The organism is Reichenbachiella sp. (genome assembly GCF_039941815.1).
Classification (GTDB): Bacteria; Bacteroidota; Bacteroidia; order Cytophagales; family Cyclobacteriaceae; genus Reichenbachiella.
The window spans coordinates 19,279-40,904 of sequence record NZ_JBDVDW010000026.1 but is presented as its reverse complement, the minus strand read 5'-3'; the positions used below and the strand labels follow the sequence as shown (position 1 = coordinate 40,904).

Annotated in this window: 19 protein-coding genes and 1 tRNA gene; 9 read left to right on the top strand and 11 right to left on the bottom strand. The window is 40.5% G+C overall.

What is annotated here, in order from left to right; genetic code table 11:
• Nucleotides 1–12 precede the first annotated feature (12 nt).
• Nucleotides 13–1,638, top strand: a complete 1,626-nt coding sequence (locus tag ABJF11_RS04795; RefSeq protein ID WP_348118446.1) for a hypothetical protein — start codon at nt 13–15, stop codon at nt 1,636–1,638.
• Between the two features lie 326 nt (nt 1,639–1,964).
• Here the strand turns inward: ABJF11_RS04795 and ABJF11_RS04790 are convergent.
• A tRNA-Phe gene (locus tag ABJF11_RS04790) sits at nt 1,965–2,037 on the bottom strand.
• Nucleotides 2,038–2,121: 84 nt separating this feature from the next.
• On the opposite strand from ABJF11_RS04790, the gene ABJF11_RS04785 reads away from it, so the two are divergent.
• The gene (locus tag ABJF11_RS04785) at nt 2,122–3,429 is read left to right on the top strand and encodes a (Fe-S)-binding protein (protein ID WP_348118445.1); all 1,308 of its coding nucleotides are present in this window, start codon (nt 2,122–2,124) and stop codon (nt 3,427–3,429) included.
• Nucleotides 3,430–3,433: 4 nt separating this feature from the next.
• Complete coding sequence (locus ABJF11_RS04780) at nt 3,434–4,237, top strand: (Fe-S)-binding protein (RefSeq protein ID WP_348118443.1); 804 nt, start codon at nt 3,434–3,436, stop codon at nt 4,235–4,237.
• On the opposite strand, the gene ABJF11_RS04775 is transcribed toward ABJF11_RS04780, so the two are convergent.
• On the bottom strand, nt 4,219–4,719 hold the full coding sequence (locus ABJF11_RS04775) for a tetratricopeptide repeat protein (RefSeq protein WP_348118442.1): 501 nt from the start codon (nt 4,717–4,719) through the stop codon (nt 4,219–4,221). The two genes, ABJF11_RS04780 and ABJF11_RS04775, sit on opposite strands and share 19 nt — an antisense overlap.
• Before the next feature lie 102 nt (nt 4,720–4,821).
• Between ABJF11_RS04775 and ABJF11_RS04770 the strand changes: the two genes are divergently transcribed.
• Nucleotides 4,822–5,538, top strand: a complete 717-nt coding sequence (locus ABJF11_RS04770; RefSeq protein ID WP_348118441.1) for a hypothetical protein — start codon at nt 4,822–4,824, stop codon at nt 5,536–5,538.
• Nucleotides 5,539–5,544: 6 nt separating this feature from the next.
• On the opposite strand, the gene coaE is transcribed toward ABJF11_RS04770, so the two are convergent.
• From coaE to ABJF11_RS04735, 7 genes are all read right to left on the bottom strand, one after another.
• Nucleotides 5,545–6,126 carry a dephospho-CoA kinase gene (coaE, locus tag ABJF11_RS04765; protein ID WP_348118440.1) on the bottom strand — a complete coding sequence of 194 codons (582 nt, stop codon included), beginning with the start codon at nt 6,124–6,126 and terminating at the stop codon, nt 5,545–5,547.
• Nucleotides 6,123–7,070, bottom strand: a complete 948-nt coding sequence (locus tag ABJF11_RS04760) for a hypothetical protein (protein WP_348118439.1) — start codon at nt 7,068–7,070, stop codon at nt 6,123–6,125. Before ABJF11_RS04760 ends, coaE begins: the two co-directional genes overlap by 4 nt.
• Before the next feature lie 25 nt (nt 7,071–7,095).
• Nucleotides 7,096–7,401: a preprotein translocase subunit YajC gene (yajC, locus tag ABJF11_RS04755; protein WP_348118438.1), complete on the bottom strand. Its 306-nt coding sequence runs from the start codon at nt 7,399–7,401 to the stop codon at nt 7,096–7,098.
• A 32-nt stretch (nt 7,402–7,433) separates the two neighbouring features.
• Complete coding sequence (locus ABJF11_RS04750; RefSeq protein WP_348118437.1) at nt 7,434–7,979, bottom strand: DUF1573 domain-containing protein; 546 nt, start codon at nt 7,977–7,979, stop codon at nt 7,434–7,436.
• Nucleotides 7,980–8,102: 123 nt separating this feature from the next.
• Complete coding sequence (locus ABJF11_RS04745) at nt 8,103–8,405, bottom strand: YtxH domain-containing protein (protein ID WP_348118435.1); 303 nt, start codon at nt 8,403–8,405, stop codon at nt 8,103–8,105.
• Nucleotide 8,406: 1 nt separating this feature from the next.
• Nucleotides 8,407–9,549 carry a transcription antitermination factor NusB gene (gene nusB, locus ABJF11_RS04740; protein ID WP_348118434.1) on the bottom strand — a complete coding sequence of 381 codons (1,143 nt, stop codon included), beginning with the start codon at nt 9,547–9,549 and terminating at the stop codon, nt 8,407–8,409.
• Nucleotides 9,550–9,587: 38 nt separating this feature from the next.
• A complete protein-coding gene (locus ABJF11_RS04735) occupies nt 9,588–10,691 on the bottom strand; it encodes a Glu/Leu/Phe/Val dehydrogenase dimerization domain-containing protein (RefSeq protein ID WP_348118432.1) in 1,104 nt (367 codons plus the stop codon).
• 217 nt (nt 10,692–10,908) lie between these two features.
• On the opposite strand from ABJF11_RS04735, the gene ABJF11_RS04730 reads away from it, so the two are divergent.
• Complete coding sequence (locus ABJF11_RS04730; protein WP_348118430.1) at nt 10,909–12,705, top strand: ABC transporter ATP-binding protein; 1,797 nt, start codon at nt 10,909–10,911, stop codon at nt 12,703–12,705.
• Between the two features lie 56 nt (nt 12,706–12,761).
• Nucleotides 12,762–14,042: an amidohydrolase family protein gene (locus ABJF11_RS04725; protein WP_348118428.1), complete on the top strand. Its 1,281-nt coding sequence runs from the start codon at nt 12,762–12,764 to the stop codon at nt 14,040–14,042.
• Here the strand turns inward: ABJF11_RS04725 and ABJF11_RS04720 are convergent, their stop codons facing one another.
• Together ABJF11_RS04720 and ABJF11_RS04715 are read right to left on the bottom strand one after the other, a co-directional pair.
• Nucleotides 14,043–14,588: a hypothetical protein gene (locus tag ABJF11_RS04720; protein ID WP_348118426.1), complete on the bottom strand. Its 546-nt coding sequence runs from the start codon at nt 14,586–14,588 to the stop codon at nt 14,043–14,045. It abuts the gene before it with no gap.
• 196 nt (nt 14,589–14,784) lie between these two features.
• Complete coding sequence (locus ABJF11_RS04715; RefSeq protein WP_348118425.1) at nt 14,785–15,483, bottom strand: FKBP-type peptidyl-prolyl cis-trans isomerase; 699 nt, start codon at nt 15,481–15,483, stop codon at nt 14,785–14,787.
• 359 nt (nt 15,484–15,842) lie between these two features.
• Here ABJF11_RS04715 and ABJF11_RS04710 point away from each other — a divergent pair, with 359 nt between their 5' ends.
• The 3 genes from ABJF11_RS04710 (at nt 15,843) to ABJF11_RS04700 (ending at nt 21,600) form a co-directional block, all read left to right on the top strand.
• On the top strand, nt 15,843–19,943 hold the full coding sequence (locus tag ABJF11_RS04710) for a PAS domain S-box protein (protein WP_348118423.1): 4,101 nt from the start codon (nt 15,843–15,845) through the stop codon (nt 19,941–19,943).
• Between the two features lie 169 nt (nt 19,944–20,112).
• On the top strand, nt 20,113–20,814 hold the full coding sequence (locus ABJF11_RS04705; RefSeq protein ID WP_348118421.1) for a LytTR family DNA-binding domain-containing protein: 702 nt from the start codon (nt 20,113–20,115) through the stop codon (nt 20,812–20,814).
• A gap of 159 nt (nt 20,815–20,973) precedes the next feature.
• Nucleotides 20,974–21,600 (top strand): hypothetical protein, encoded by a 627-nt coding sequence (locus tag ABJF11_RS04700; protein ID WP_348118420.1) that lies wholly within the window; start codon nt 20,974–20,976, stop codon nt 21,598–21,600.
• Nucleotides 21,601–21,626 lie beyond the last annotated feature (26 nt).

The following is a 21,626-nucleotide window of genomic DNA, read 5'->3' as shown; positions in this document are numbered from 1 at the left end:
AAAGAGACTAAGATGAAAAATTTAAAAATATATACATTATTACTTGTCTCTGCTGTCATTGCATTCTCTTGCGATGAGGAGGATAAGTTGATTACAGACATTCTTGTTGAGAATCCATTACCAGCTGATGAAGTGGTGACTGGATCCTCTGGGGATGATTTGGATCTTTCGGTGTACGTAGCCTTAGGAAATTCGTTGACCGCCGGATTTCAAGATGGAGCGCTATACACAGATGGGCAAATAAACAGTTTTACAGGCCTTCTCGCGCAGCAGTTTCAAGTGGAAGGCGTTGGAGGTGGATCTTATGTTTTCCCAAATATTAATTCTGCCAATGGATATTATTTAGAAGCCGGAGGAGCCGTATTGGGTAAATTGTTTTTGGATCTGGATGCCAATAATGATGGTGTTTTAGGTGATGCTGAAATCGTACCATCTGCAGGGGACAACAATATCGGAACCAGAGCTACAGATGATGAGATCACAAACTTGACGAATTTTGGAGTACCAGGAATCAATATCACTGATTTGGATGATCCAAATCTTGGAAATCCTACTAGTGATGATTTCAACCCTTATTACTTCCGATTTTCAAGCGACCCAGTGACGTTTACTTCAACTGTGCTTGATGATGCTATAGCAAGAAACCCTACCTTCATTTCACTTTGGATTGGAGCTAATGACTATCTTGGCTATGCTAGAGCTGGAGCTGCCTCCGGTTCTGTAACAAGCGCAGCGGATTTTCAGACGCAATTGACGGCACACCTCACCAAACTGGTAAGTAGTCCGAGCTCAGCTGGAGCCAAGGGAGTTATTCTAAACTTGCCTCCAGTGACAATATTACCTTACTTCCGAGCTGTACCATATAATGCAGTACCGCTGACTTCACAAGATGATGTAGATGATCTAAATGCAGCAACCGCTTTTGGCGGTTACAACGCGGCGCTAGATGGTCTGGCTGCAGCAGATCCTTCGTTTTCTCAGGATGACGCTGATGCCAGAAAGGTTACCTACGCATTGGGAGCTAATCCGGTGTTGATCAAGGATACAGACCTTACTGATTTGACAGCCGCACTTTCTGGAATCAATCCAGCATTAGCGCTTTACGGACAAGTAAGACAAGCAAACTCGACAGATCTGATGTTGTTGCCTGCAGCTACAGTGATTGGTACTGATGCAGAGGGATTGCCTGATGTGCCAATAGGAATAGCCAATCCACTAGGCGACGAGTATGTATTGACGCTTTCAGAACAAGGAGAAGTAGGTCTTGCGAGAGGCACCTATAATGCTATAATTGATGGCGTATTAGCCAATCCAGCATTTGCCAATTATACTGTAGTTGATCTTCACCCTTTTTTTGCAGATGCCTTTGGGTTGAGTAGTGGTCAAGCAGAGGCACTAGGTCTGACAGCTGCCGGAATTGATGCCGCAGATGGCGAAATAGGAATTGTATATCAGGGCTACGATTACCAGCCTGATTTCTCTCCTAATGGATTGTTTTCTAACGACGCTATCCATCCAAACCCAAGAGGACATGCGATTGTGACTAACGTAATTATTGAGACGCTAAACGACACCTATGGATCTTCCATTCCAATGGTTCAGATCAATCAATTGAGATCTTCCCCTTTCCAGCAATAGGGAAAGATTTTCATGTAAATGAATTTAAAACCTCTGCCAGTGGCGGAGGTTTTTTTATGCAATTTCTTATTTTGGTCTGGTCAAATAATACTTAGCTTATTATACCTATACAAAGAATCGGTTTATAAGATCGAAGCGTCATTGATTTGGCATCAAACACAACGAAATATTATGCATGCATACTAAATTTATTAAAATCTTCACTATTTTAGTGATATGGAATTCAGTTCGAATCTGGTATTAAAAAGTAAAGAGCACATCTCGAGTGGAGTATTAGGAGGGCATAAAAAAAGGGTCTCTGAATCAGAAACCCTTTCGCTGTTATGTGGTGATGAGTGGGCTCGAACCACCGACTCACGGATTTTCAGTCCGATGCTCTACCAACTGAGCTACATCACCGCGTTAACGAGGCACAAAAGTAAAAATAATTGTTAATGCTACAAACATTTTAATAGATATTTGAAATAAAAAACAAAGGACAATATGACTTGGATTTTACAGGCAGTTTTTGTGGTAGTAGTGGCTGTCCCCATCTTCTTTTTGGTGCGGAGAATAAAGCAGATCAAGCGTAATATTCAACTTGGTAAAACGGAGGACCGAAGTGACAGAGCTGGGGACCGATGGAAAGCTATGATCCTGATCGCTTTCGGCCAAAAGAAAATGTTTAAGAAGCCGATTCCGGCCTTTCTTCATATGTTGATTTATGTTGGGTTCCTTGTAATCAATCTTGAAGTGCTTGAGTTCCTCATAGACGGATTGCTAGGCACGCACAGAATTTTTGCACCATATCTTGGGTCATTTTACAATATAGCCATGAACTTCTTTGAATTCTTAGCGCTTGGCGTTTTGATTTCCTGCATCGCTTTCCTCATTAGAAGAAATATAATCCGCGTTCCAAGGTTCAACAAGCCTGAAATGAAAGGTTGGCCTGCACTTGATGGCAATCTAATTCTGATAATCGAGTGCATTCTCATGCTTGCCATATTAAAAATGAACGCTGCGGACCAGATACTACAGAGCAGAGGTGTAGCTGGATATGTAGATACTGGATCGCTGATGATCTCTAGCATGCTTATTCCTATTATGAAAGGATTTTCTGATAGTATGTTGATAATCGTAGAGCGTGGCGCCTGGTGGTTTCATATCATCGGTATTTTTTCTTTCGCTGTCTATGTAACTTATTCTAAGCACCTTCATATCTTTTTGGCTTTCCCAAACACTTACTACTCCAATTTAGAGCCTAAGGGTAAAATTCATAATATGAATGCCGTAACTACTGAAGTGAAGTCCATGCTAGGTATGCCAGTTGAAAACGCAGGAGATCCACCCCAGGAGGTTGGAACCTTCGGAGCCAAGGATGCTACTGATCTAAGTTGGAAGAGCTTGATGGAGGCCTATTCATGTACCGAGTGCGGTAGATGTACCTCCGAATGCCCAGCCAATCAGACAGGAAAGAAGCTATCCCCAAGAAAAATAATGATGGATACTCGGGATAGAATAGAAGAGATTGGTGCTGGAAAAGGCGAAGGCAAATCTTTGCTCAATGATTTTATTACTAAGGAAGAAATCAATGCTTGTACCAGCTGTAACGCTTGTACAGAGGCCTGTCCTATCAATATTGATCCCTTGTCTATTATTCTGGAAATGAAAAGATATGTAGCAATGGAAGAATCAGGTTCTCCTGCCTCATGGAACTCTATGTTCTCAAATATTGAGACAAATTTTGCTCCATGGAAATTTTCACCAACGGACAGATTTAATTGGGCACAAGATTTAAATGACAAAAACTAAGCAGATGAGCGAGACTATAAAAGCACCAACGGTAGCTGAACTACAGGCTAAAGGAGAAACTCCAGAGATTTTATTTTGGGTGGGATGTGCAGGTTCTTTTGATGATAGATACAAAAGAGTGACAATTGCTTTTACGAAGATTCTTAACAAGTTGAACGTAAACTTTGCAGTACTTGGACCGGAAGAATCATGTACGGGCGATCCGGCGAGGCGTGCTGGCAACGAGTTTCTCTTTCAGATGCAGGCAATGGCGAATATTCAGCTATTGGATATGTATCAGGTGAAGAAAATTGTGACGGCCTGCCCGCACTGCTTCAATACTCTCAAAAACGAATATCCTGATTTAGGTGGGCATTATGATGTAGTCCATCATACTACTTTTTTGCAGGGGCTGCTCGACGAGGGTAAGCTGACGGTAAGTGGTGGGGCGTTTAAAGGTCAAAAAATTACTTATCATGACTCTTGTTATCTGGGAAGAGCCAACGATATCTATGAAGCGCCAAGAGAAGTATTGAAAGCCCTGGATGCTGATTTGGTTGAGATGAAGCGCTGCAAAACTAAAGGCTTGTGCTGTGGAGCAGGCGGTGGCCAAATGTTTAAAGATGCAGAAGCCGGTGACAAAGAAATCAATATAGAACGAACGGAAGAAGCAATTGACACGGGTGCTAAGGTCATCGCAGCCGGATGCCCATTTTGCATGACAATGCTCTCCGATGGAGTAAAGAACAAAGAGAAAGAATCAGAGGTCCAGGTCAAGGATATAGCAGAACTGATCGACGAAGCGATGGATCAGGACTTACAGAGCTGATCCAGAAGGGCTTGAGCCAGTGTGAGTCCAGTGTCTAATGCGGCTTGCCAGTCTTTGCACGCAGCGTCTGAGTTACCCAAGTCGTATTGTACCGAACCACGATTGAGATAGGCTTCTCCATAATCAGGACTTAATTTGAGGGCTTGGTTAAAATCTACCAATGCGGCCTCGCTATTGCCAATGGAGAAATAGGCAAACCCTCGCTGATAATAAGTATTCGAATTGTCTTTTTCAAGTTCGATCGAGCGGTTCAGGTCTAGAATGGCCTTGTTATTGTCGCCCAGCTCAGATTGACATGACCCTCTCAAGAAGTAGAATTCGGCATTTGATTTGTTCTTAATCTCCAATTCATCGAACATACTCAACGCTTCTTCTAAGTTTCCATCGAGGAGTAACTCATGAGCTTTGTCAATAGATGTGGGCTGTGCGATGGTACTAGAACAAAGGCATATTGCAAGCAGGAAAGGGATCATTTTTTTCATCAATTGTCTTTTTCTCAGAGTTAAGTGAGTGTAATTTCTGTGAAAAAATGTTTATTACCAATTAACTTGCTTTCATATAAGGCCAAAGTCGAAATGAGGAAAATGATACGAAGTATTTTAATTGTTTGTGCCCTACTGACTGGATCATATGCTGCGCAGGCGCAAAACCTGGATAAAATTTTAAAAGCACATTTTGAGGCGATAGGGCAGGAACAGATTATCTCATTGAGGTCAATTTTTCTGGAGGTACGGGAAGTGGACGGTTTTGGTGGTGGAAGGAAGTATCAAATCACTAAAAAGTCACCCAACAAAATCCGTATTGAAGGTGAATGGCAAGGACAAAAGTATATTCATGCATTCGATGGAAAGCAAGCCTGGACGATTGCGCCCTGGACGGGTGTGCATAGTGCTCAACTGATGACTCAGCGTGAGAAAGACTTGATATTGATGCAGGCGGGGATTGGGTCTCCTCTATATGACTACCCAGGGCTAAACAACCAACTGGAACTGATTGGTACAGAAGTGATCCAGGGAGATCATCATTATATCATTCGATCCATCATGCCTTCTGGTTTTTTTGTTGATTACCTCGTTGATAAGAAGGATTACAAAATTCATTTGGCTAGGATTTACAAGGAGGAAAACACCTCAGAGGTGGAGAAAGAAGTGATTTTCAAGAACTACAAAAACCTTGGAGCCTTTTCTGTTCCGTTTGGCTATGAAAATCGTGAAGGACGGTCAGGCTCGGATGTCATCATTGATGACATTGTTTTTGGGCAAGGCGCACCTGCAAGTTTGTTTGAAAAGCCGGGTTCCTAATTTTGTCTAACTCAGCATCTTTTCATGCAATTCTAATACTTGCGGAATCAGTAGTGATTGGCCGTCGTTGTTGACGACTAAGTCGGATAATTCCATTCTTTTTTCTTCACTGACCTGCTTGTCTATTATGGCTTTTATTTCGCTCATTGAGCGTTGCGGGTCTCTTTTCTGAATGCGTTGAATTCGGATTGCCATAGAGGCCGTGACCGTTATAAGCTTGTCCAGCTGCTTGTATGATCCCGATTCTATCATCAATGCCGCTTCCTTGATCACATATGGTGCTCTTTGTACGCTTACCCAAGATTGAAAATCTTTACTCACAGCAGGGTGTACCAATGCATTGATTTTAGCTGTTTGATTTGGATCGGAGAAAACCATTTTCGCCAGGTAGGGCCGATTGAGCTGTGATTCAATGTAAGATTCTGCTCCAAACGCTGCAGTTATTTGTGAGACTAAGTTTGGATCGTTTTGCATTAGAAACTTTGCTCGGTCATCGGCTTGGTAGACCGGTATACCCAAAATTTTGAAGATTTCGCAGACAGTAGTTTTACCTGAACCTATACCGCCGGTTATTCCTACCGTTTTCATGGTGTGTCTGCATAATTCAACTTGATTTTATCTGACGCCAATACGATGTCCAATGCTTTTTCATGTGCGTACATAAGAATTGGGCTGACAGTAGAATCCTTCATGTTGCGCATTGAATAATCGACGGTCACGCTAAAATCTGTTGAGGATACCTCGTCTTCATGCTCCTCTTTTATAGTATAGTACAGCGTGATTTCGTTGTTGGCCAGGTAAGCAGACGAATCCTCAGGAAAATCAAGCAACTCTATCGGTACACTCATTTCTCTGGCCAGATACTTAGCCACCTGAAAAGATACAGTGGCTTCTGGCGGTGTGACTACTACATGCTCACCTACAAAAAATCCCAGCTCATCTTCAAAGTTGCCGTCAATACTCATATTGCTGAAGTCCACCTGTACGTACGAGGTCATTTGATCCATGGTTGATTTTGGGCCAGAAACAATCGCACTGTCGAGGTTGCAAGTGATTGGACTTACCATGCGATAGGATTGTGACAGAGGGATAGATATGCTGTCAATATAAACAGGTAGTTTTTTGGTTATTTTTTTTTCTATGTTAAAAAAAATAGTGTCGGTTACGACATAAATGAGTTTGAGTCCATCCAGCTGATCTGAGATCATAGGTATCAGGCTGGATCTGGTTAAAAATTTTATTTCAGTAGGGTTGTCTAGTGGAATATTTATTGGAGTGGCATTGATTCGTAGCGTCTTTCTAATGAGATTCCAACCTCCACTAGTGACATCAATTTTAATTTGCTTGGCGAGTGGTTTGGTAACCACCACGCTATCTTCTTCGAAAGAATAGGACAAAGGGTAGTCCACTCTTGTATCATACGACTTATTCATCGCATTAAAAAACCAAAAGGTAGCTGCCCCTAATATTGAGAGCACAACTACCTTCCAGTTATCTTTTAATCCAGGTAATAAAAACCTAAATATTCCCATTCAGTTTATTAATTCATCTAAACAATCAGCTCTCCAGACGTTTGGAAGCTTCCATAGAGATAGAAGATTTTTCAACCTTCATCTTAGCACCTTTATCGATTTCTAAAGTTACAGTAGTGTCGTCTACAGACAAAACTTTGCCATGGATTCCTCCGATCGTCACAACAGTTTCTCCCTTGGATACACCCTCTGAAAAGCTCTTTTGGTCTTTCTGCTTTTTTTGTTGAGGTCTAATGAAGAAAAAATAGAAAATGACGACCATGACACCGATCATGACCAGGTTTGAATAGCCACCACCGCCAGCTAATTGTAATAGAATGAAGTTTAACATGCTTCGTTAATTGTTATAAATGGATGTATATATTAAGACGGTGAATCAGCATCTTTTGGTGCTGGGGTCACGTTTGCCTTGATTTTGATTCTTTTCTGCTTTGGAAATGTATTTGAAGTGATTGTTACTGTTTTGTTCTGAACACCAGGTTTTTTTCTACTGTTGAACTTCACTTTGATCTCTCCTTTTTCACCTACTCCGATTGGTTCTTTTGGCCATTCTGGGACTGTACACCCACATGATCCTGCCGCACTTGAAATGATCAGTGGTGCGTCTCCGGTATTAGTAAATTCAAATACATGTTCTACCACATCTCCTTCATTGATGGTGCCAAAGTCATGAGACTCTTCGCTAAAGGCAAATACCGGTAGAGGACCTTCGGGCTTAGTTTCTGGGGTGTTAGCCACGGCGGGCTTTGCGGTGCTGGAAGATCTCGCAGATGCTGTGCCGGAGCCTTCCAATTCAGCTACTCTTCCTTCGAGCCTTGCTATTCTGCTTTCCGTGTCAGCGTTAGAGCAGCCGGTTAAGATCATTGCCATGACGGCTACAATTGCTGGAATAATTTTTATACTTTTCATAACTAGTATGTTTGATTTGAAAATGGTTCTAAAAAAATAAATAGAAGTAAATTTAGCTAAGGAGGGTCGTTTGATCCACGGTATTGCTTTCCTTAACAACAATTTAACAATTGGGGCTTAGCGCTAGGAGTCTTCCCCTTTGATTTTGGTAATCAATCCATTGACATCGTCTAGTAGACGCTCGGCCTTTTCCTTTGCATCACTTACGATTTTCTCTCCCTCTGATTTGGCCTCATTGCTGGCCATTTCTTTTCCATCAATAAACTCCTTTACCAATTCATCCAGCTTTTTGCTGTATTTGTCTAATTGATAGGAAAGTTTGTCTCTTGTATTTTCTCCTTTGTCCGGCGCATAGAGTATGCCAAGTATGGCGCCTGTAGCTGCACCGGTCAAGAATGCTAAAAAAGAATTCGAATTTTTACTCATATTATTTGTTGTCTAGCAGTCCTCGTCCACTTTTTTTGATTTGCCCTTCTTTCTGTAGGTCTTCAGACAGCACATCCAGAAGGCCGTTTACAAACTGTTTACTCTTTGGAGTACTATAAAGTTTGGATAACTCAATATATTCATTAATTGTCACTTTGACAGGTATAGACGTGAAATGAGTCATCTCAGCAATGGCCATTTCAAGTATTACCTTGTCGGTAAGTGCTACTCTATCGATTTCCCAATTATTGGATTTTTGATCGATCATTGCTTCGTATTCTGCTTCGCGATCAATAGCTAAATCGTATAGCTCCTTCAAAAATAGTAAATCCTCGTCCCAGTTTTTAGAAAGTTCCATCAATAATGGCTCACTAGCTTCAGTTTCAATGGATTTAATAGTCTTCAAAACCATACTCTTCAATATGGGTTTATTTTCACTCCAACCGATGTCTAGAGTTTCGAAGTAGTCATTGACGTTGTCATGCTTGAAAATGATTGATTTGTAAATGGTTTGCACCAATTCTTGATCATCCTCCAAGGTGGCTTTCGCCAAGTTGTCGTATTCTACAAAAAACTCCTGCGGCTTGATATACTCTTTGTACCAAGCTTTGATCAGATCAGTATCCCAAGCCACTTTTTTCCTGATGCGCTCTTCTTCCAGCGCCTCATTGTTTTTGAGCTTGTTGATCACCACATTCTTCACGAAGTTATTGTGGGTGTTATTCTTTTTCCGCTTTTCTACCTCAATCAGCTGTTCGATTTCAACGATTATGTAGAGGAATTTGATATAGTCGTCATAGATAGAAGTAATCCCCGAAAGCATTCTTTTTTTGAGGTAATCTCTGTTAGAAGCGAGTCTATTGAGATAGCTCTGCTGTGCTTCCTTGATCACTTTCATGATGTCGCTTGAAATATCCTCCGGTAGCTGATCCGTACCTTTATGAATCAATATTTCGAACCCTTTTGCTGTTAATTCTCGTTTTTTTGCCAGCTCGTCCTTATCCTGGACCTCCATAGAGTTGAGATCGGGTATAAACTGTTCCTGAGCCTCCTGTTTACAAATATTGTATTCGGCTTCTCGGGCGGTGTGGTAGGCAAAAATGGCCTGCATACCTTTAATACGTAAAGAACGTCTGTTTAGCATTAAATATCAGTTGCGAGTAATTAAATCACTCAGGTAATTTATAGCGGCAATTTGTTATTTCCAATTGCTGCAATTCTATTTTCGGCGATTTGTATTGCCGCTGACTGCGGTGTTGAGCCTGATTGAGTACAAAGATCAAAAACCTCAAGCGTAGTGTCATATATACGTTCTGTTTGACTCATCACTCGGTCCCTGTTGTAATTGCCTTCATATTCATAATAAACATTGGTGATTCCTCCACCATTGATTAGGAAATCCGGAGCATATAAGATGCCCTTATTTACCAGCGCCTTTCCGTGTGTCTCTTCTTCAAGTAGTTGATTGTTAGCCCCTCCTGCTACAATGTCGCAATTTAGTTTGTCTATGGTCTCATCGTTGAGCGTACCTCCGAGCGCACATGGAGCATAGATGTCGTAGTTGGTATCGAATACTGCATCCGCTGCTACTACTTCTACGGAAAACCTATCCGTCACCTTTTTAACTTTATCCTCAAATATGTCAGAGATCATAATCTGAGCTTTTTCTTTGATAAGATTTTCAATCAAATAGGTGCCAACATTTCCAGTGCCTTGTACAAGTACTTTTTTACCTTCTAGTTTTTCGGATCCATAAGCTTTTTTGGCCGCTGCCTTCATGCCCATGTATACCCCATATGCGGTAACCGGAGATGGGTCTCCAGATCCTCCCATGAAATCAGGCAGTCCGGTCACATATGGTGTTTCCATCCTAACATATTCCATGTCCTTCGTGGTCATATTGACATCTTCGGCAGTCCAGTATTTTCCGCCAAGGCTATTAACGAACTTTCCAAATCGTCTCATCAAAGCCTCATTTTTAAATTTCCTGGCATCTCCGATAATGACAGCTTTACCGCCACCAATATTAAGACCTGCAATAGAATTTTTTAGCGTCATGCCGCGAGACAGCCTAAGTGCATCTGTCAGTGCCTCTTGATCTGTTGCATATTGCCACATTCTGGTGCCTCCCATAGCCGGGCCAAGTACTGTATTGTGAATGGCGATAATGGCTTTTAGACCTGTTGCCTTATCATGACAAAGCACCACTTGCTCATGATTCATTTCTTCAATGCCTGAGAATATGGACACTTCTTCTTTATTCACTGGTTCGTTCACCTCTATCATAGTTTTGGGTTTATGACCGATCGAATCGGGTATTGAAAATAAGCGCAAAGTTAGGATAAATTTCAACAGATAAAGAGATTCACTCTTGAATAATTCTTAATTCTGAAGCTTCGGTTTGAAGCCATTTATTGGAACATATTGCCAACTTTCAAAATACAATGCCGTTTGAAGTTTGTATTATTGCATTTTTTGATAATCATACCGTTTGCCACTCTGAATGAAGGACCTTGCACATCTGAATAAGTACTTATTCAAATATAAGTATCACGTAATCTTAGGGACGGTTTTCATCATTATTTCAAATCTATTCGGGATCATTCCAGCCGTGGTCGTTCGTCATTCATTCGATCTGATACAGGAGAGTTTTCGAGTCTATAATGGATTCAATGGTTTTGAACTCCAGAGTGGTACTTATGATTTATTTGCTTCTAGTATACTGATATTTGGACTTGTTATACTTGTTTCTGCTATTCTCAAAGGCATTTTTATGTTTTTTATGCGGCAGACAATTATTGTCATGTCCAGGTTGATAGAATTTGATTTGAAGAATGAAATTTATGAACATTACCAAACACTCTCGCTGAGTTTTTATAGGCAAAACAATACGGGAGATTTGATGAACCGGATTTCTGAAGATGTGAGCCGTGTGAGAATGTATGTAGGCCCGGCGATCATGTATGGTATCAATTTGTTCACCATGTTTTTGATCGTCATCCCCTTCATGTTGTCAATCAATGTCGAGCTTACACTATACTCTTTGCTGCCTTTACCCTTCCTTTCGTTCAGTATCTACTATGTTAATAATATAATCAATAAGCGATCTGAAGAGATTCAGGAAAGCCTCTCGGATCTCTCCACCTTTGTGCAGGAGGCTTTTTCTGGTATCCGAGTTATCAAAGCATTTGTTCGAGAGCAAGATTACAATCAAAAATTTGAGGTTGCTAGTAATGATTACAAGCAAAAGTCTCTTCGTTTGGCTTTTGTTCAATCCCTCTTCTTTCCGTTGATCATGAGTTTGATAGGTCTTAGTGTAATTCTTACTGTCTATGTAGGATCGGTGGGGATATTACAGGGAGAATTGAGCACTGGTAACATTGCCGAATTTATCATTTATGTAAATATGCTCACCTGGCCTGTAACGGCACTTGGGTGGATTACAAGTATAATTCAGCGTGCGGCGGCTTCACAAAAAAGGGTAAATGAATTTCTGCATACCAAAAATGATATTGTTTCAGAAAAGAATATTACGCGTGAAATATCAGGTCAGCTGACACTTGATAAGGTAAACTTTGTCTACCCTGATTCAGGAATTGTAGCTCTAAAAGACGTGTCTTTTAATGTTGAACCAGGCGAGTCCCTTGCTATCATCGGCACTACGGGTTCGGGTAAAAGCACCATAGCGAACCTTCTCTGCAGAATGTATGACGCCACAGAAGGAGAGGTCAAAATTGATGGAATCTCAATCAAAGATTATTCATTATCCACCGTCAGAGGCAATATTGGCTATGTGCCGCAGGATGTTTTCCTTTTTTCTGAGACAATTGCTGACAATATCGCTTTTGGCAATCGAAACATGACGGATGAGCAGGTGCGGATAGCTGCCGACCATGCCGACCTGACCGAAAATATCGATCGTTTTCCTGAAGGCTTTCAGACGATGCTAGGCGAGCGAGGCATTACCCTGTCCGGAGGGCAAAAGCAACGAGTGTCAATCGCCAGGGCAATTGCTAGGGAGCCAAAAATACTAATCATGGATGATTGCCTTTCAGCAGTAGATACAAAAACGGAGAACAGCATATTGAACAGCATGAAAAAGATCATGGTGGGTCGAACAACGGTTATCATTTCTCACCGCGTCTCCTCTGCACAGCTGGCCGATAAAATCATTGTGTTGGACGATGGCCAAATTGTAGAGCAAGGCTCTCATCAGGATCTCATCCACTTGGAAGGTACTTACAAATCTTTGTATGACAAGCAAATTCATGGTGAAGAATTAGCCAATACAGTAGACTAGTTGATATTTTGATGGTAGCCCATGATTGATTATTCTTACAGCTAAACTCCATCCCTATGTCAAAATTTTATACACTTCTCTTAGTTTTCACAGTTTGTGCTGCACAAGCTCAGCAAACTATCGTTCATTGTGGAATGCTCATTGACGGGTTTTCGGACAAGCCTTTGCGTGAGCAATCAATAATTATAGAAGGTGATAGAATAGTGGCTGTGAAGAAAGGCTATATAGAATCAGGTGCAAAAGACGAGTTGATAGATCTAAAAGCATATACGATCATGCCAGGCCTGATCGACATGCATGTGCATATAGAGAGCGAAACCGGCAAGAACAAATACATGAACAAGTTTACTCAGAATCCTGAGGATAAAGCCTTCGAGTCTGTAGTTTATGCCCAACGCACCCTAATGGCAGGTTTTACTACGGTGCGAGATCTAGGAGGGAGTGGAGTGAATATCTCACTGAGAAATGCAATTGCCAAGGGACTGATTGATGGCCCTAGAATCTATACTGCTGGGAAAGCACTGGGAGTCACTGGTGGTCATGCAGATCCGACCAATGGATTTAGCAATAAACTGATGGGCAACCCCGGACCCGAAGATGGGGTGGTGAATGGACAGGCAGACGCTCGCAAGGCGGTCAGACAACAGTACAAAAATGGTGCAGATTTAATCAAAATCACGGCTACCGGCGGAGTGCTGAGTCTTGCGAAAAACGGAGTAGGACCACACTTTCAAGAAGATGAAATCAGGGTCATCGTGGAGACTGCCAACGACTATGGTTTTCATGTGGCGGCTCATGCCCATGGTGATGAAGGGATGCAGCGCGCAGTACGCGCAGGAGTGACTACGATAGAACACGGCACCTATATGAGTGATGAGACCATGCAAATGATGAAGGAGAGAAATACATATTTTATTCCAACGCTACTTGCAGGCGCTTTTGTAGCTGAAAAAGCAGCCGAGCAAGGATATTATCCTGACATCATCGTACCTAAGGCTGCGATGGTTGGACCTCAAATATTTGAAACCTACAAACGGGCGGTTAAGCTCGGAGTGCCCATTGGGTTCGGTACTGATGCGGGCGTATTTTTGCATGGTGACAACGGGCGGGAGTTTGAATTGATGGTAAAGGGAGGTATGTCTCCGCTGCAGGCGATCAAGTGCGCAACTACTGTAAACGCCTCGATTTTAAAAGAAACCGAAAATATTGGAGCTATCAAATCAGGCCTTTATGCGGATCTTGTTGCTGTTAAAGGAAATCCTTTGAATGACATCAAGTTGATGCAATCGGTTGAATTCGTAATGAAAGGCGGAGTAATCTATAAATCAGTGAAATAGCTATTTGGCAAACATTTCCACAATCACTGAATTGTCCTGATACAGTTTTTCGAGCGTGTAGTTTTTCAGAGCCAAACCTCTTTCATCAGCAAGCACTTTGAGTTTTGATTCTACTTTTCTGGTATTAGGCATGACCAGTGGGTGCATAGTTAAGGCGGCTTGAAAGGTAGTCTCACCTTCGATTTCTAATATTTCCAAACCAGCAGGTATCATAGAGACTTCGTCGTCCAGCAGTATGCCAACGAATCTGTGGACCTCATAATTATCGAGAGTGTCATTGTTGTAGTTGACAATGGCCAAAGTGCCATTGAGTGAACCATCTGCTATTAGATTCTTCATTTCTTCAAACAGGAAATGCTCTTCTTTGGAGCTTAATTTGCCAAATACTTCTTTTCCTGCCAGACTATAGCTGTTGTTTTTTGAGACTGCAGTTTCAATTTCCTCTAAGCCACCTAAACTAAAATATATGGTGAGTAAAATGACGAATAAGGCTGTAAACGATGCAAACCAATAAAAATACTTTTTTGTCTGAGTGCTACTTGGCATATATATGAGATTAAAAACTCAAAGCTAAGTAATAATAAGGTTTGTGGATTGTCGCTAAATTTATTTTTTGATCCTTGCTGATTTCTGAGAAAATACAAAAGATTTATGCTTAGTTCAAATTGAGATTGAAGGACGAATGCCACTTAACAGGAAGAACTCCTTCATTATTAAGAAGGCACATAGCACTTCGAATTGCCTAATTGATACTGATCAATTCAATATCAAAAATCAATACTGAATTTGGGCCAATCTTTGGGCCTGCACCACGAGCTCCATAGGCCAATTCTGATGGAATAAAGAGTTTCCATTTTGAACCCACAGGCATGATTTGCAAGGCTTCTGTCCAGCCAGGTATCACTCCATTGATCGGGAACGTAGCTGGCTCTCCTCGCTCTACAGAGGAGTCAAATACTTCTCCGCTGATGGTAGTGCCTGTATAGTGAGTGGTGACCTGATCTGAAGCAGAGGGGATAGCACCGGTACCGGATTCAATTATTTTGTATTGGAGGCCACTAGCTGTTGTAATCACCCCTTCATTGGATTTATTTTTTTCTAAAAAGGTTCTTCCCATTTCGAGGTTTTTCTCCCCGACTTTAGCAGTTAGGCTTTGAAAATATTCGGTAAGTAGACGGTTGGCATTCTCTTCTGTCACCAACAGTGAATCTTCTGCAAATACATCTCTAAAAGCTTTGGATAATGCGTTCTGACTGAGGGAGTCTATTCCTTGACTTTTTACTCCCAATGCCACGCTCATTCCGAGAGAATAGCTTACAGAATCTAATTCATTGGTCAGACTAAAGGACTTGGTGCTAACTTGTTCTGTTTTGCAACTAACCAGGCATATGAATAAACAAAATGTAACTGTGCTATAAAAATAGGAATGAATTGTTCTCATGATATTGTCAAATGGTTTATGAATAAAGTAGGCAAGGTTAGGTCAAGCAAAACTGCGGCTAAAAAGGAGCTCAAATCGGACAAATCCGAGCTTAAAATGGACGGTTTGCGTCAAAATTGCTCGATAATTCTTCTGAAGATGAAACGTTATGCGATAAGCTTGTCCTTTGATTTTTTGTGAAATGGAATTCTGAATCGGATACTTTCTCAAGCATACTTCGGATTCGAATAACTAGCTTCCAACGAGTATTTCTAATCATTCAACCGGCGAAATCTTCGATTAGTAGAGTTTTAGTGCGAACCAATGTGAAAAACTATATTTTTAGCGATTATTCTAAGATTTGAGTTTAGCACTAGATAATGATTGTACCCATCCATCCTAGAAATGAGAAGAAAAGGCTTAGAACTTTACATCGCACCGAGATATTAGATTCTTTGCCCGAGGATGAGTATGACCGAATCACTCAGCTAGCAGCTAACATATGTCAGGTTTCCATATCTTGTATTAGCTTCATCGACAATGACAGAGTATGGTTCAAATCCCATCTTGGGCTGAATGCATCCGAAATTCCTCGAGATATTTCTTTTTGTGGCCATACCATCAATAATGTGGGGGACTTGATGCAAGTCTCTGATGCATCTGTAGACAAAAAATTCCGCGATAATCCTTTAGTTACTGAAGAGCCTCATGTCAGATTCTATGCTGGCGTATGCATCAAAGGTGAGGATCAAGTTCCAATAGGAACGCTGTGCGTCCTAGGAGATGAGCCCAAAGAGCTGAACAGTACTCAGAGAGAATCGCTGAAGCTCCTGTCGTTGCAAGTGGAATCTCTGCTCAAAATTCATGATAAAAATCGATTGCTAAATAGGACAGGAACTCAAATTTTGGATGGCCATGATAAGCTTAATGGTCTGCTTGAGCGAGTTGGAGATATGATTTTCGAACTCAATGGAAAAGGTCAATTTTCTTATGTCAACTCCACTATGATCAAGGTTACCGGGTATAGCCATGAGGAGTTGCACGAAAAATATTTTTGGGATATTGTAGCACCTAATCATAAAGACAAAGTCATATCGCATTATCTCAGCTTAATCAAAAAGAAGACCCAGTCAGACTACTTTGAGTTTCAAGCGCTAACAAAAGATGGAATCAGATGGGTCGGGCAAAGTGTAGAAATTGACTATAAGAAGGATCTAGTAGAGCATGCCTATGTCGTAACCAGAGATATTAATGAACTTTTTGAAGCTCGAGAAAAACTGAGCAAGAGCGAAAAACAGTATCGTTTGATTTCGGAAAACTCGCGAGACTTTATTTCCTTGGTGGATACTGAGTCCAACTACCTTTATGTTTCATCTTCTGTAAAAGATCTACTCGGCTATGAAGTCAGTGAACTATTAGGTGTAAATACCTTTGATATTACACATCCAACGGATGCCACCAGACTCTTAGAACATAGAAGAATTGAAAATGATGAGCAACAAAACCTAAGATTCGCCACTTCTAGATTAAGGAAGAAAAATGGGGATTTTTTGTGGATGGAATCTATTATCAAGGCTATTAGGGATGAAAATGATGTAATAACTAGCTTTCAAATCACTGCTCGAGATATCTCGGATCGAAAAAGAAAAGATGCAGAATTAGCTAAAAAGCAAGCCAAATTAGAGTCTCTTATTCAAAACTCTAAACATGCAGTATGTATACTTGATATTGACGGTGTGCATATGAGCTTCAATAAAGTGTACTCCATTGGAATGAATAAATTCACAGGATTCAATCCAAAAATAGGCGAGAAGATTGATTTTAATGTTATCAATGAATTCTATCCTGATATTGAGAAGGCAATTGAGAAGGCATATAAGAAAAAAGTTTCGAAAATCTTGTCTCTAAGTAGGAATGGAGAATCTTATGAGCTACTAGGCTATTGCAGTCCGATCCGTGATGGTATGAATAAAGTAGTAGGATTGATGATTGAATTGCGAGATATCACCAATAAAATCAAGGAAAAGCGAAAGTCTGAGCAACACAAAATAGGCTTACAGAAGCTAAACGAAATCATAACCAACAATACGCTCAACGTTAAAGAACAGTTGCGGTTAGCCTTAGACCTAACACTGAACTATTTAGAACTTGATATTGGAATAATTAGTACGATAGAAGGAGACGATTATGTCATATTTGATGTATTGACAAAATTACCTGAGTTCGATATCAAAAAAGGAGATACGCTCAATTTGAAAGATACCTATTGCAATACGGTATACAATCAGGAGGGGACGCTGACAATAGACAATTCGAATGAAGAGAAATTTCATAAGCATCCTTGTTATGCTCAATTGGGTCTAAAATCATTTGCGGGTACAACATATTACGTCGGTGGTGTGAAAAGAGGCACAGTCAACTTTTCTTCACCGTCTAAGAGAATTACTTCATTTTCTACACATGAGATAGAATTTGTCAATCTATTTTCAAGGTGGGTTGGTTTTTTGATTGAACGAGATGAGTTCAGGGAGCAGTTGCTTTCTGAAAGAACGGTATTAAAGGCATTTGTATTTTCGGCCCCTGCGGCTATTGCCATGCTAAACGAAAATCTGGAGTACCTGGCGGTGAGTGCACAATGGATAGACCATTATCAGCTTGGAAAATCGAATGTTTTGGGCCAACCTCTAGGCGCTCTCTCACCTGAATTGATAAAACAGTGGGAGCCAAGACTTCTGAAATGTTTGACCGGAAGTGTAGATAAAAGTCAGGGTGAAAAAATAAAACTAGACGGTAAGTCCGAACAATGGTTGAAGTGGGAAATTAGGCCATGGATGAAATCAAAAGGAGAAGTCGGTGGCATTATTATGTTTACTGAGGACATTACCGAACAGAAGGTTCAGGCTGAGGAATTAATTCAAGCAAAAGATCTGGCAGAACAGGCCTCAAAAGCAAAGGAGCAGTTTCTAGCCACGATGAGCCATGAAATACGGACACCCATGAATGCGATTATAGGTGCGGCGGATCTACTCCTTCGGTCAGACCCAAGAAGGAACCAAATAGAGAATCTCAATCTTCTAAAATTTTCGAGTGAAAACTTGCTCTCTCTATTAAACGAAATTCTCGATTTCAGCAAAATAGGAGCAGGTAAAATCGCCCTAGAATCAATTGACTTTAATCTAAAGGACATTCTAGTCGATATCAAAAAATCACAGCAACTCAAATCTGAGGAACGTGGAATTGATCTGGTCTTGAGCTACGATAAAGTGCTACCAGAGGTGTTTATTGGCGATGCGATGAGGATATCTCAAGTTATTCTCAATTTGGTCAATAACGCAATTAAGTTCACCTATTCCGGATATGTCAAAGTAGGTGTGACACAGCTCTCTAAAAGCAACGACACTTGTGCTATTAGAATGTATGTAGAAGATTCTGGTATAGGTATTGAGCGAGATAAATTAAACGAAATCTTTAGCGAGTTTGAACAGGCAGGGACCGAAGTAGCAAGAAAATATGGAGGCTCCGGACTTGGACTGGCTATATCCAAAAGGTTGGTAGAGCTCATGGGTAGTCAAATTTATGTAGAAAGTTATGTCAATCAAGGATCAGTTTTCAGTTTTGATCTTCAGCTACCATACAAGGAACAAAAAGAGTCAAGCCGGAAAACAGCGTCAAATGGGGAAGTATCCAAAAAAATGGAGCAAATAAACTGCCGTGTTCTTGCTGCCGAGGACAATGTTGGAAATCGCATTATTTTGAAGAAAATTCTTGAATCCTGGGGTGTGCAAGTAGACTTTGCGTTTGATGGCCAAATAGCCATAGAGATGATAAAAAAGAAATCGTATGACATAGTATTCATGGACATTCAGATGCCAGAAGTGGATGGATATACAGCAGCCAAAACCATTCGAAATATGGAAGACCCATATTTTCAAAATGTCCCCATACTCGCGTTTTCAGCATTTACCTCATCAGACGTCCTCGAAAAAGTCACCGCATCTGGCATGAATGATTTTCTCGGAAAGCCCCTCAAAATGGAAGATTTATACAATTCAATTGTCAAATACACTAAAAACCTACAGGAATTAGAACTATCGAATGTGCCATTAGGACCTAGCAATCAATTGCAGCGCATGTTTCCATATTTGTATCAGATTACAGACGGAAAACAAGATGAGGTGCTTGATCTCATAGAGACCATTACGAAAACGGTCCCTTATGAACTAAATAACTTAAGTAGCCAACTAGAACAAGATCGATTCGTGAAATTGGCAGAAACTCTTCATAAAATCAAGCCTAATCTGGAGAGCCTCGAACTGGACGCATTGGTAGAGCAGTCCTCTAAATTGGAGGATGCAGCGCTGGATGAAAAAAAGGAACTGTTAGCCAAAGAACTTCCTGCCTTCATCGAACTGATCAGAGAAAAACTATTACATATAGAAATTGATCACATCAAATTCATTGATAATCAATCCTTACCTTAAAATAGGTATTTTTTTGCCCCCCTCCAGAGGGTGATTATTACCCATAATGAGAATATTTTATTATTTTGAAAGGAAAAAATTAACGTCTCATATAGATGTATGCAGCAGCGAGAAAAATTAATTGTCATACACTATAAGGACATAAACAACAGCTAGAAAATACGTAACTATGTCTAATAAACTATCGTGTATCGCAATAGACGACGAACCTGTCGCGCTCAAAATTGTCGCTTCACTTATTAATAAAACTGAATGCCTGGATCTGATAGGCACATTTCAGGACTCTGAAAAGGGGGTGAGTTTTATGGTAGAGCATGAGCCCGACATTGTATTTTTAGATGTCCAGATGCCCCGGCTTTCGGGGATGGATATCATCAAGTCGCTTGCCAAGAAGCCACAGATCATTCTTGTTACCTCTAATAGTAAATATGCCACAGAGGCGTTTGATTTTCAAGTGACAGATTTTCTTCTGAAGCCCATCAAAGACTATGCAAGATTTATGCAGGCTGTTCAAATTGCAAAATCAAACCTAAAGAAAGAGCCTACTCCTACTCAAAAGAGTCAAAGTATTTTTCTGAAAATTGATTCAGAACTATCCAACATTTTTTATGCAGATATCCTTTTCGTCGAAGCTTATGGAGATTACATAAAAGTACATACCAACACACGTACTCATGTGGTCTATTGCTCCTTGAGTAGCATTGAGAAAAAACTTCCTGATTGTACATTTATGAGGATACACCGATCTTATATCATCAATAGGAAGCTTATTCAAAAAATAAGTAAAAGTGAGGTCCAAATAGGAGAAGAGAGAATACCCGTCAGTCCGAAATACAAAAATGAATTGTTTGCCGGGATTGAGACCTTATAATCGACATGCTCAACCTCAATTTCAACAGGTGACTTTATGGATTCAACGAGTATAATTTGTCCGCTATGGAAGAGCGGATGAATTGACTGATATTTGGTTATGAGTCACAAATTTTTAGAGTACACATCGTTGCAAGCCAATTGAAGAATCAAATAAGCTATGAATGGAAATCAATTTATCACAGCTAATAGTGAAGAAAAGATAGGACAAATTAATAGTGGATTACGAGATGCCGCATTTTCACTACAGCTAGTGCTAAACACCCCAATTACATTCAGAAGCCACTATTTTAATACTGAGGAACAGAACCACAATCCACAGTATTGCTCAAAAAAAGGAAAGCACACCCATTTGATAAAAACAAAAATAAATGGAGGCTTAAAAGGTACGTGCTATTTAACATTTGACAGCAGTGAACTCAACCGACTATGTGATATCTGTTTATCCAACGAACTGTTCGAAGGACATACTTGCGATAACTGTCATATTAAAAATGATTTCATAGCCGAGTTGGATAATTTAATAGCGTCTACTATCATCTCTCAAATGGATAACAGCTGGGATCAAAAAACGCTAAGTAAAACACCAACAATGTATGTCCTAAATGGGGAAGAAATAAACAAGCATATACTGGTAGACTCTATAGGGTTAAACTGCAAAATGCCACTTAAAACCACTTTTTACGCTCATGAAATTGGAGTAGCTCTCGAATTCATTTTCTTGTTTCAGAATTTTCAAACCAACGAAAATTCCAAAAAAAGTTTGTTTAAGACGCTGACTCGTTGAATCCCAGAAATATGTCACAGTCAAAA

Excerpts from the sequence above, each read along its gene's own strand:
- ABJF11_RS04795 (WP_348118446.1), top strand. The coding sequence starts at position 13 with ATGAAAAATTTAAAAATATATACATTATTACTTGTCTCTGCTGTCATT.
- ABJF11_RS04785 (WP_348118445.1), top strand. The coding sequence starts at position 2,122 with ATGACTTGGATTTTACAGGCAGTTTTTGTGGTAGTAGTGGCTGTCCCC.
- ABJF11_RS04780 (WP_348118443.1), top strand. The coding sequence starts at position 3,434 with ATGAGCGAGACTATAAAAGCACCAACGGTAGCTGAACTACAGGCTAAA.
- ABJF11_RS04775 (WP_348118442.1), bottom strand. The coding sequence starts at position 4,719 with ATGAAAAAAATGATCCCTTTCCTGCTTGCAATATGCCTTTGTTCTAGT.
- ABJF11_RS04770 (WP_348118441.1), top strand. The coding sequence starts at position 4,822 with ATGATACGAAGTATTTTAATTGTTTGTGCCCTACTGACTGGATCATAT.
- coaE (WP_348118440.1), bottom strand. The coding sequence starts at position 6,126 with ATGAAAACGGTAGGAATAACCGGCGGTATAGGTTCAGGTAAAACTACT.
- ABJF11_RS04760 (WP_348118439.1), bottom strand. The coding sequence starts at position 7,070 with ATGGGAATATTTAGGTTTTTATTACCTGGATTAAAAGATAACTGGAAG.
- yajC (WP_348118438.1), bottom strand. The coding sequence starts at position 7,401 with ATGTTAAACTTCATTCTATTACAATTAGCTGGCGGTGGTGGCTATTCA.
- ABJF11_RS04750 (WP_348118437.1), bottom strand. The coding sequence starts at position 7,979 with ATGAAAAGTATAAAAATTATTCCAGCAATTGTAGCCGTCATGGCAATG.
- ABJF11_RS04745 (WP_348118435.1), bottom strand. The coding sequence starts at position 8,405 with ATGAGTAAAAATTCGAATTCTTTTTTAGCATTCTTGACCGGTGCAGCT.
- nusB (WP_348118434.1), bottom strand. The coding sequence starts at position 9,549 with ATGCTAAACAGACGTTCTTTACGTATTAAAGGTATGCAGGCCATTTTT.
- ABJF11_RS04735 (WP_348118432.1), bottom strand. The coding sequence starts at position 10,691 with ATGATAGAGGTGAACGAACCAGTGAATAAAGAAGAAGTGTCCATATTC.
- ABJF11_RS04730 (WP_348118430.1), top strand. The coding sequence starts at position 10,909 with ATGAAGGACCTTGCACATCTGAATAAGTACTTATTCAAATATAAGTAT.
- ABJF11_RS04725 (WP_348118428.1), top strand. The coding sequence starts at position 12,762 with ATGTCAAAATTTTATACACTTCTCTTAGTTTTCACAGTTTGTGCTGCA.
- ABJF11_RS04720 (WP_348118426.1), bottom strand. The coding sequence starts at position 14,588 with ATGCCAAGTAGCACTCAGACAAAAAAGTATTTTTATTGGTTTGCATCG.
- ABJF11_RS04715 (WP_348118425.1), bottom strand. The coding sequence starts at position 15,483 with ATGAGAACAATTCATTCCTATTTTTATAGCACAGTTACATTTTGTTTA.
- ABJF11_RS04710 (WP_348118423.1), top strand. The coding sequence starts at position 15,843 with ATGATTGTACCCATCCATCCTAGAAATGAGAAGAAAAGGCTTAGAACT.
- ABJF11_RS04705 (WP_348118421.1), top strand. The coding sequence starts at position 20,113 with ATGTCTAATAAACTATCGTGTATCGCAATAGACGACGAACCTGTCGCG.
- ABJF11_RS04700 (WP_348118420.1), top strand. The coding sequence starts at position 20,974 with ATGAATGGAAATCAATTTATCACAGCTAATAGTGAAGAAAAGATAGGA.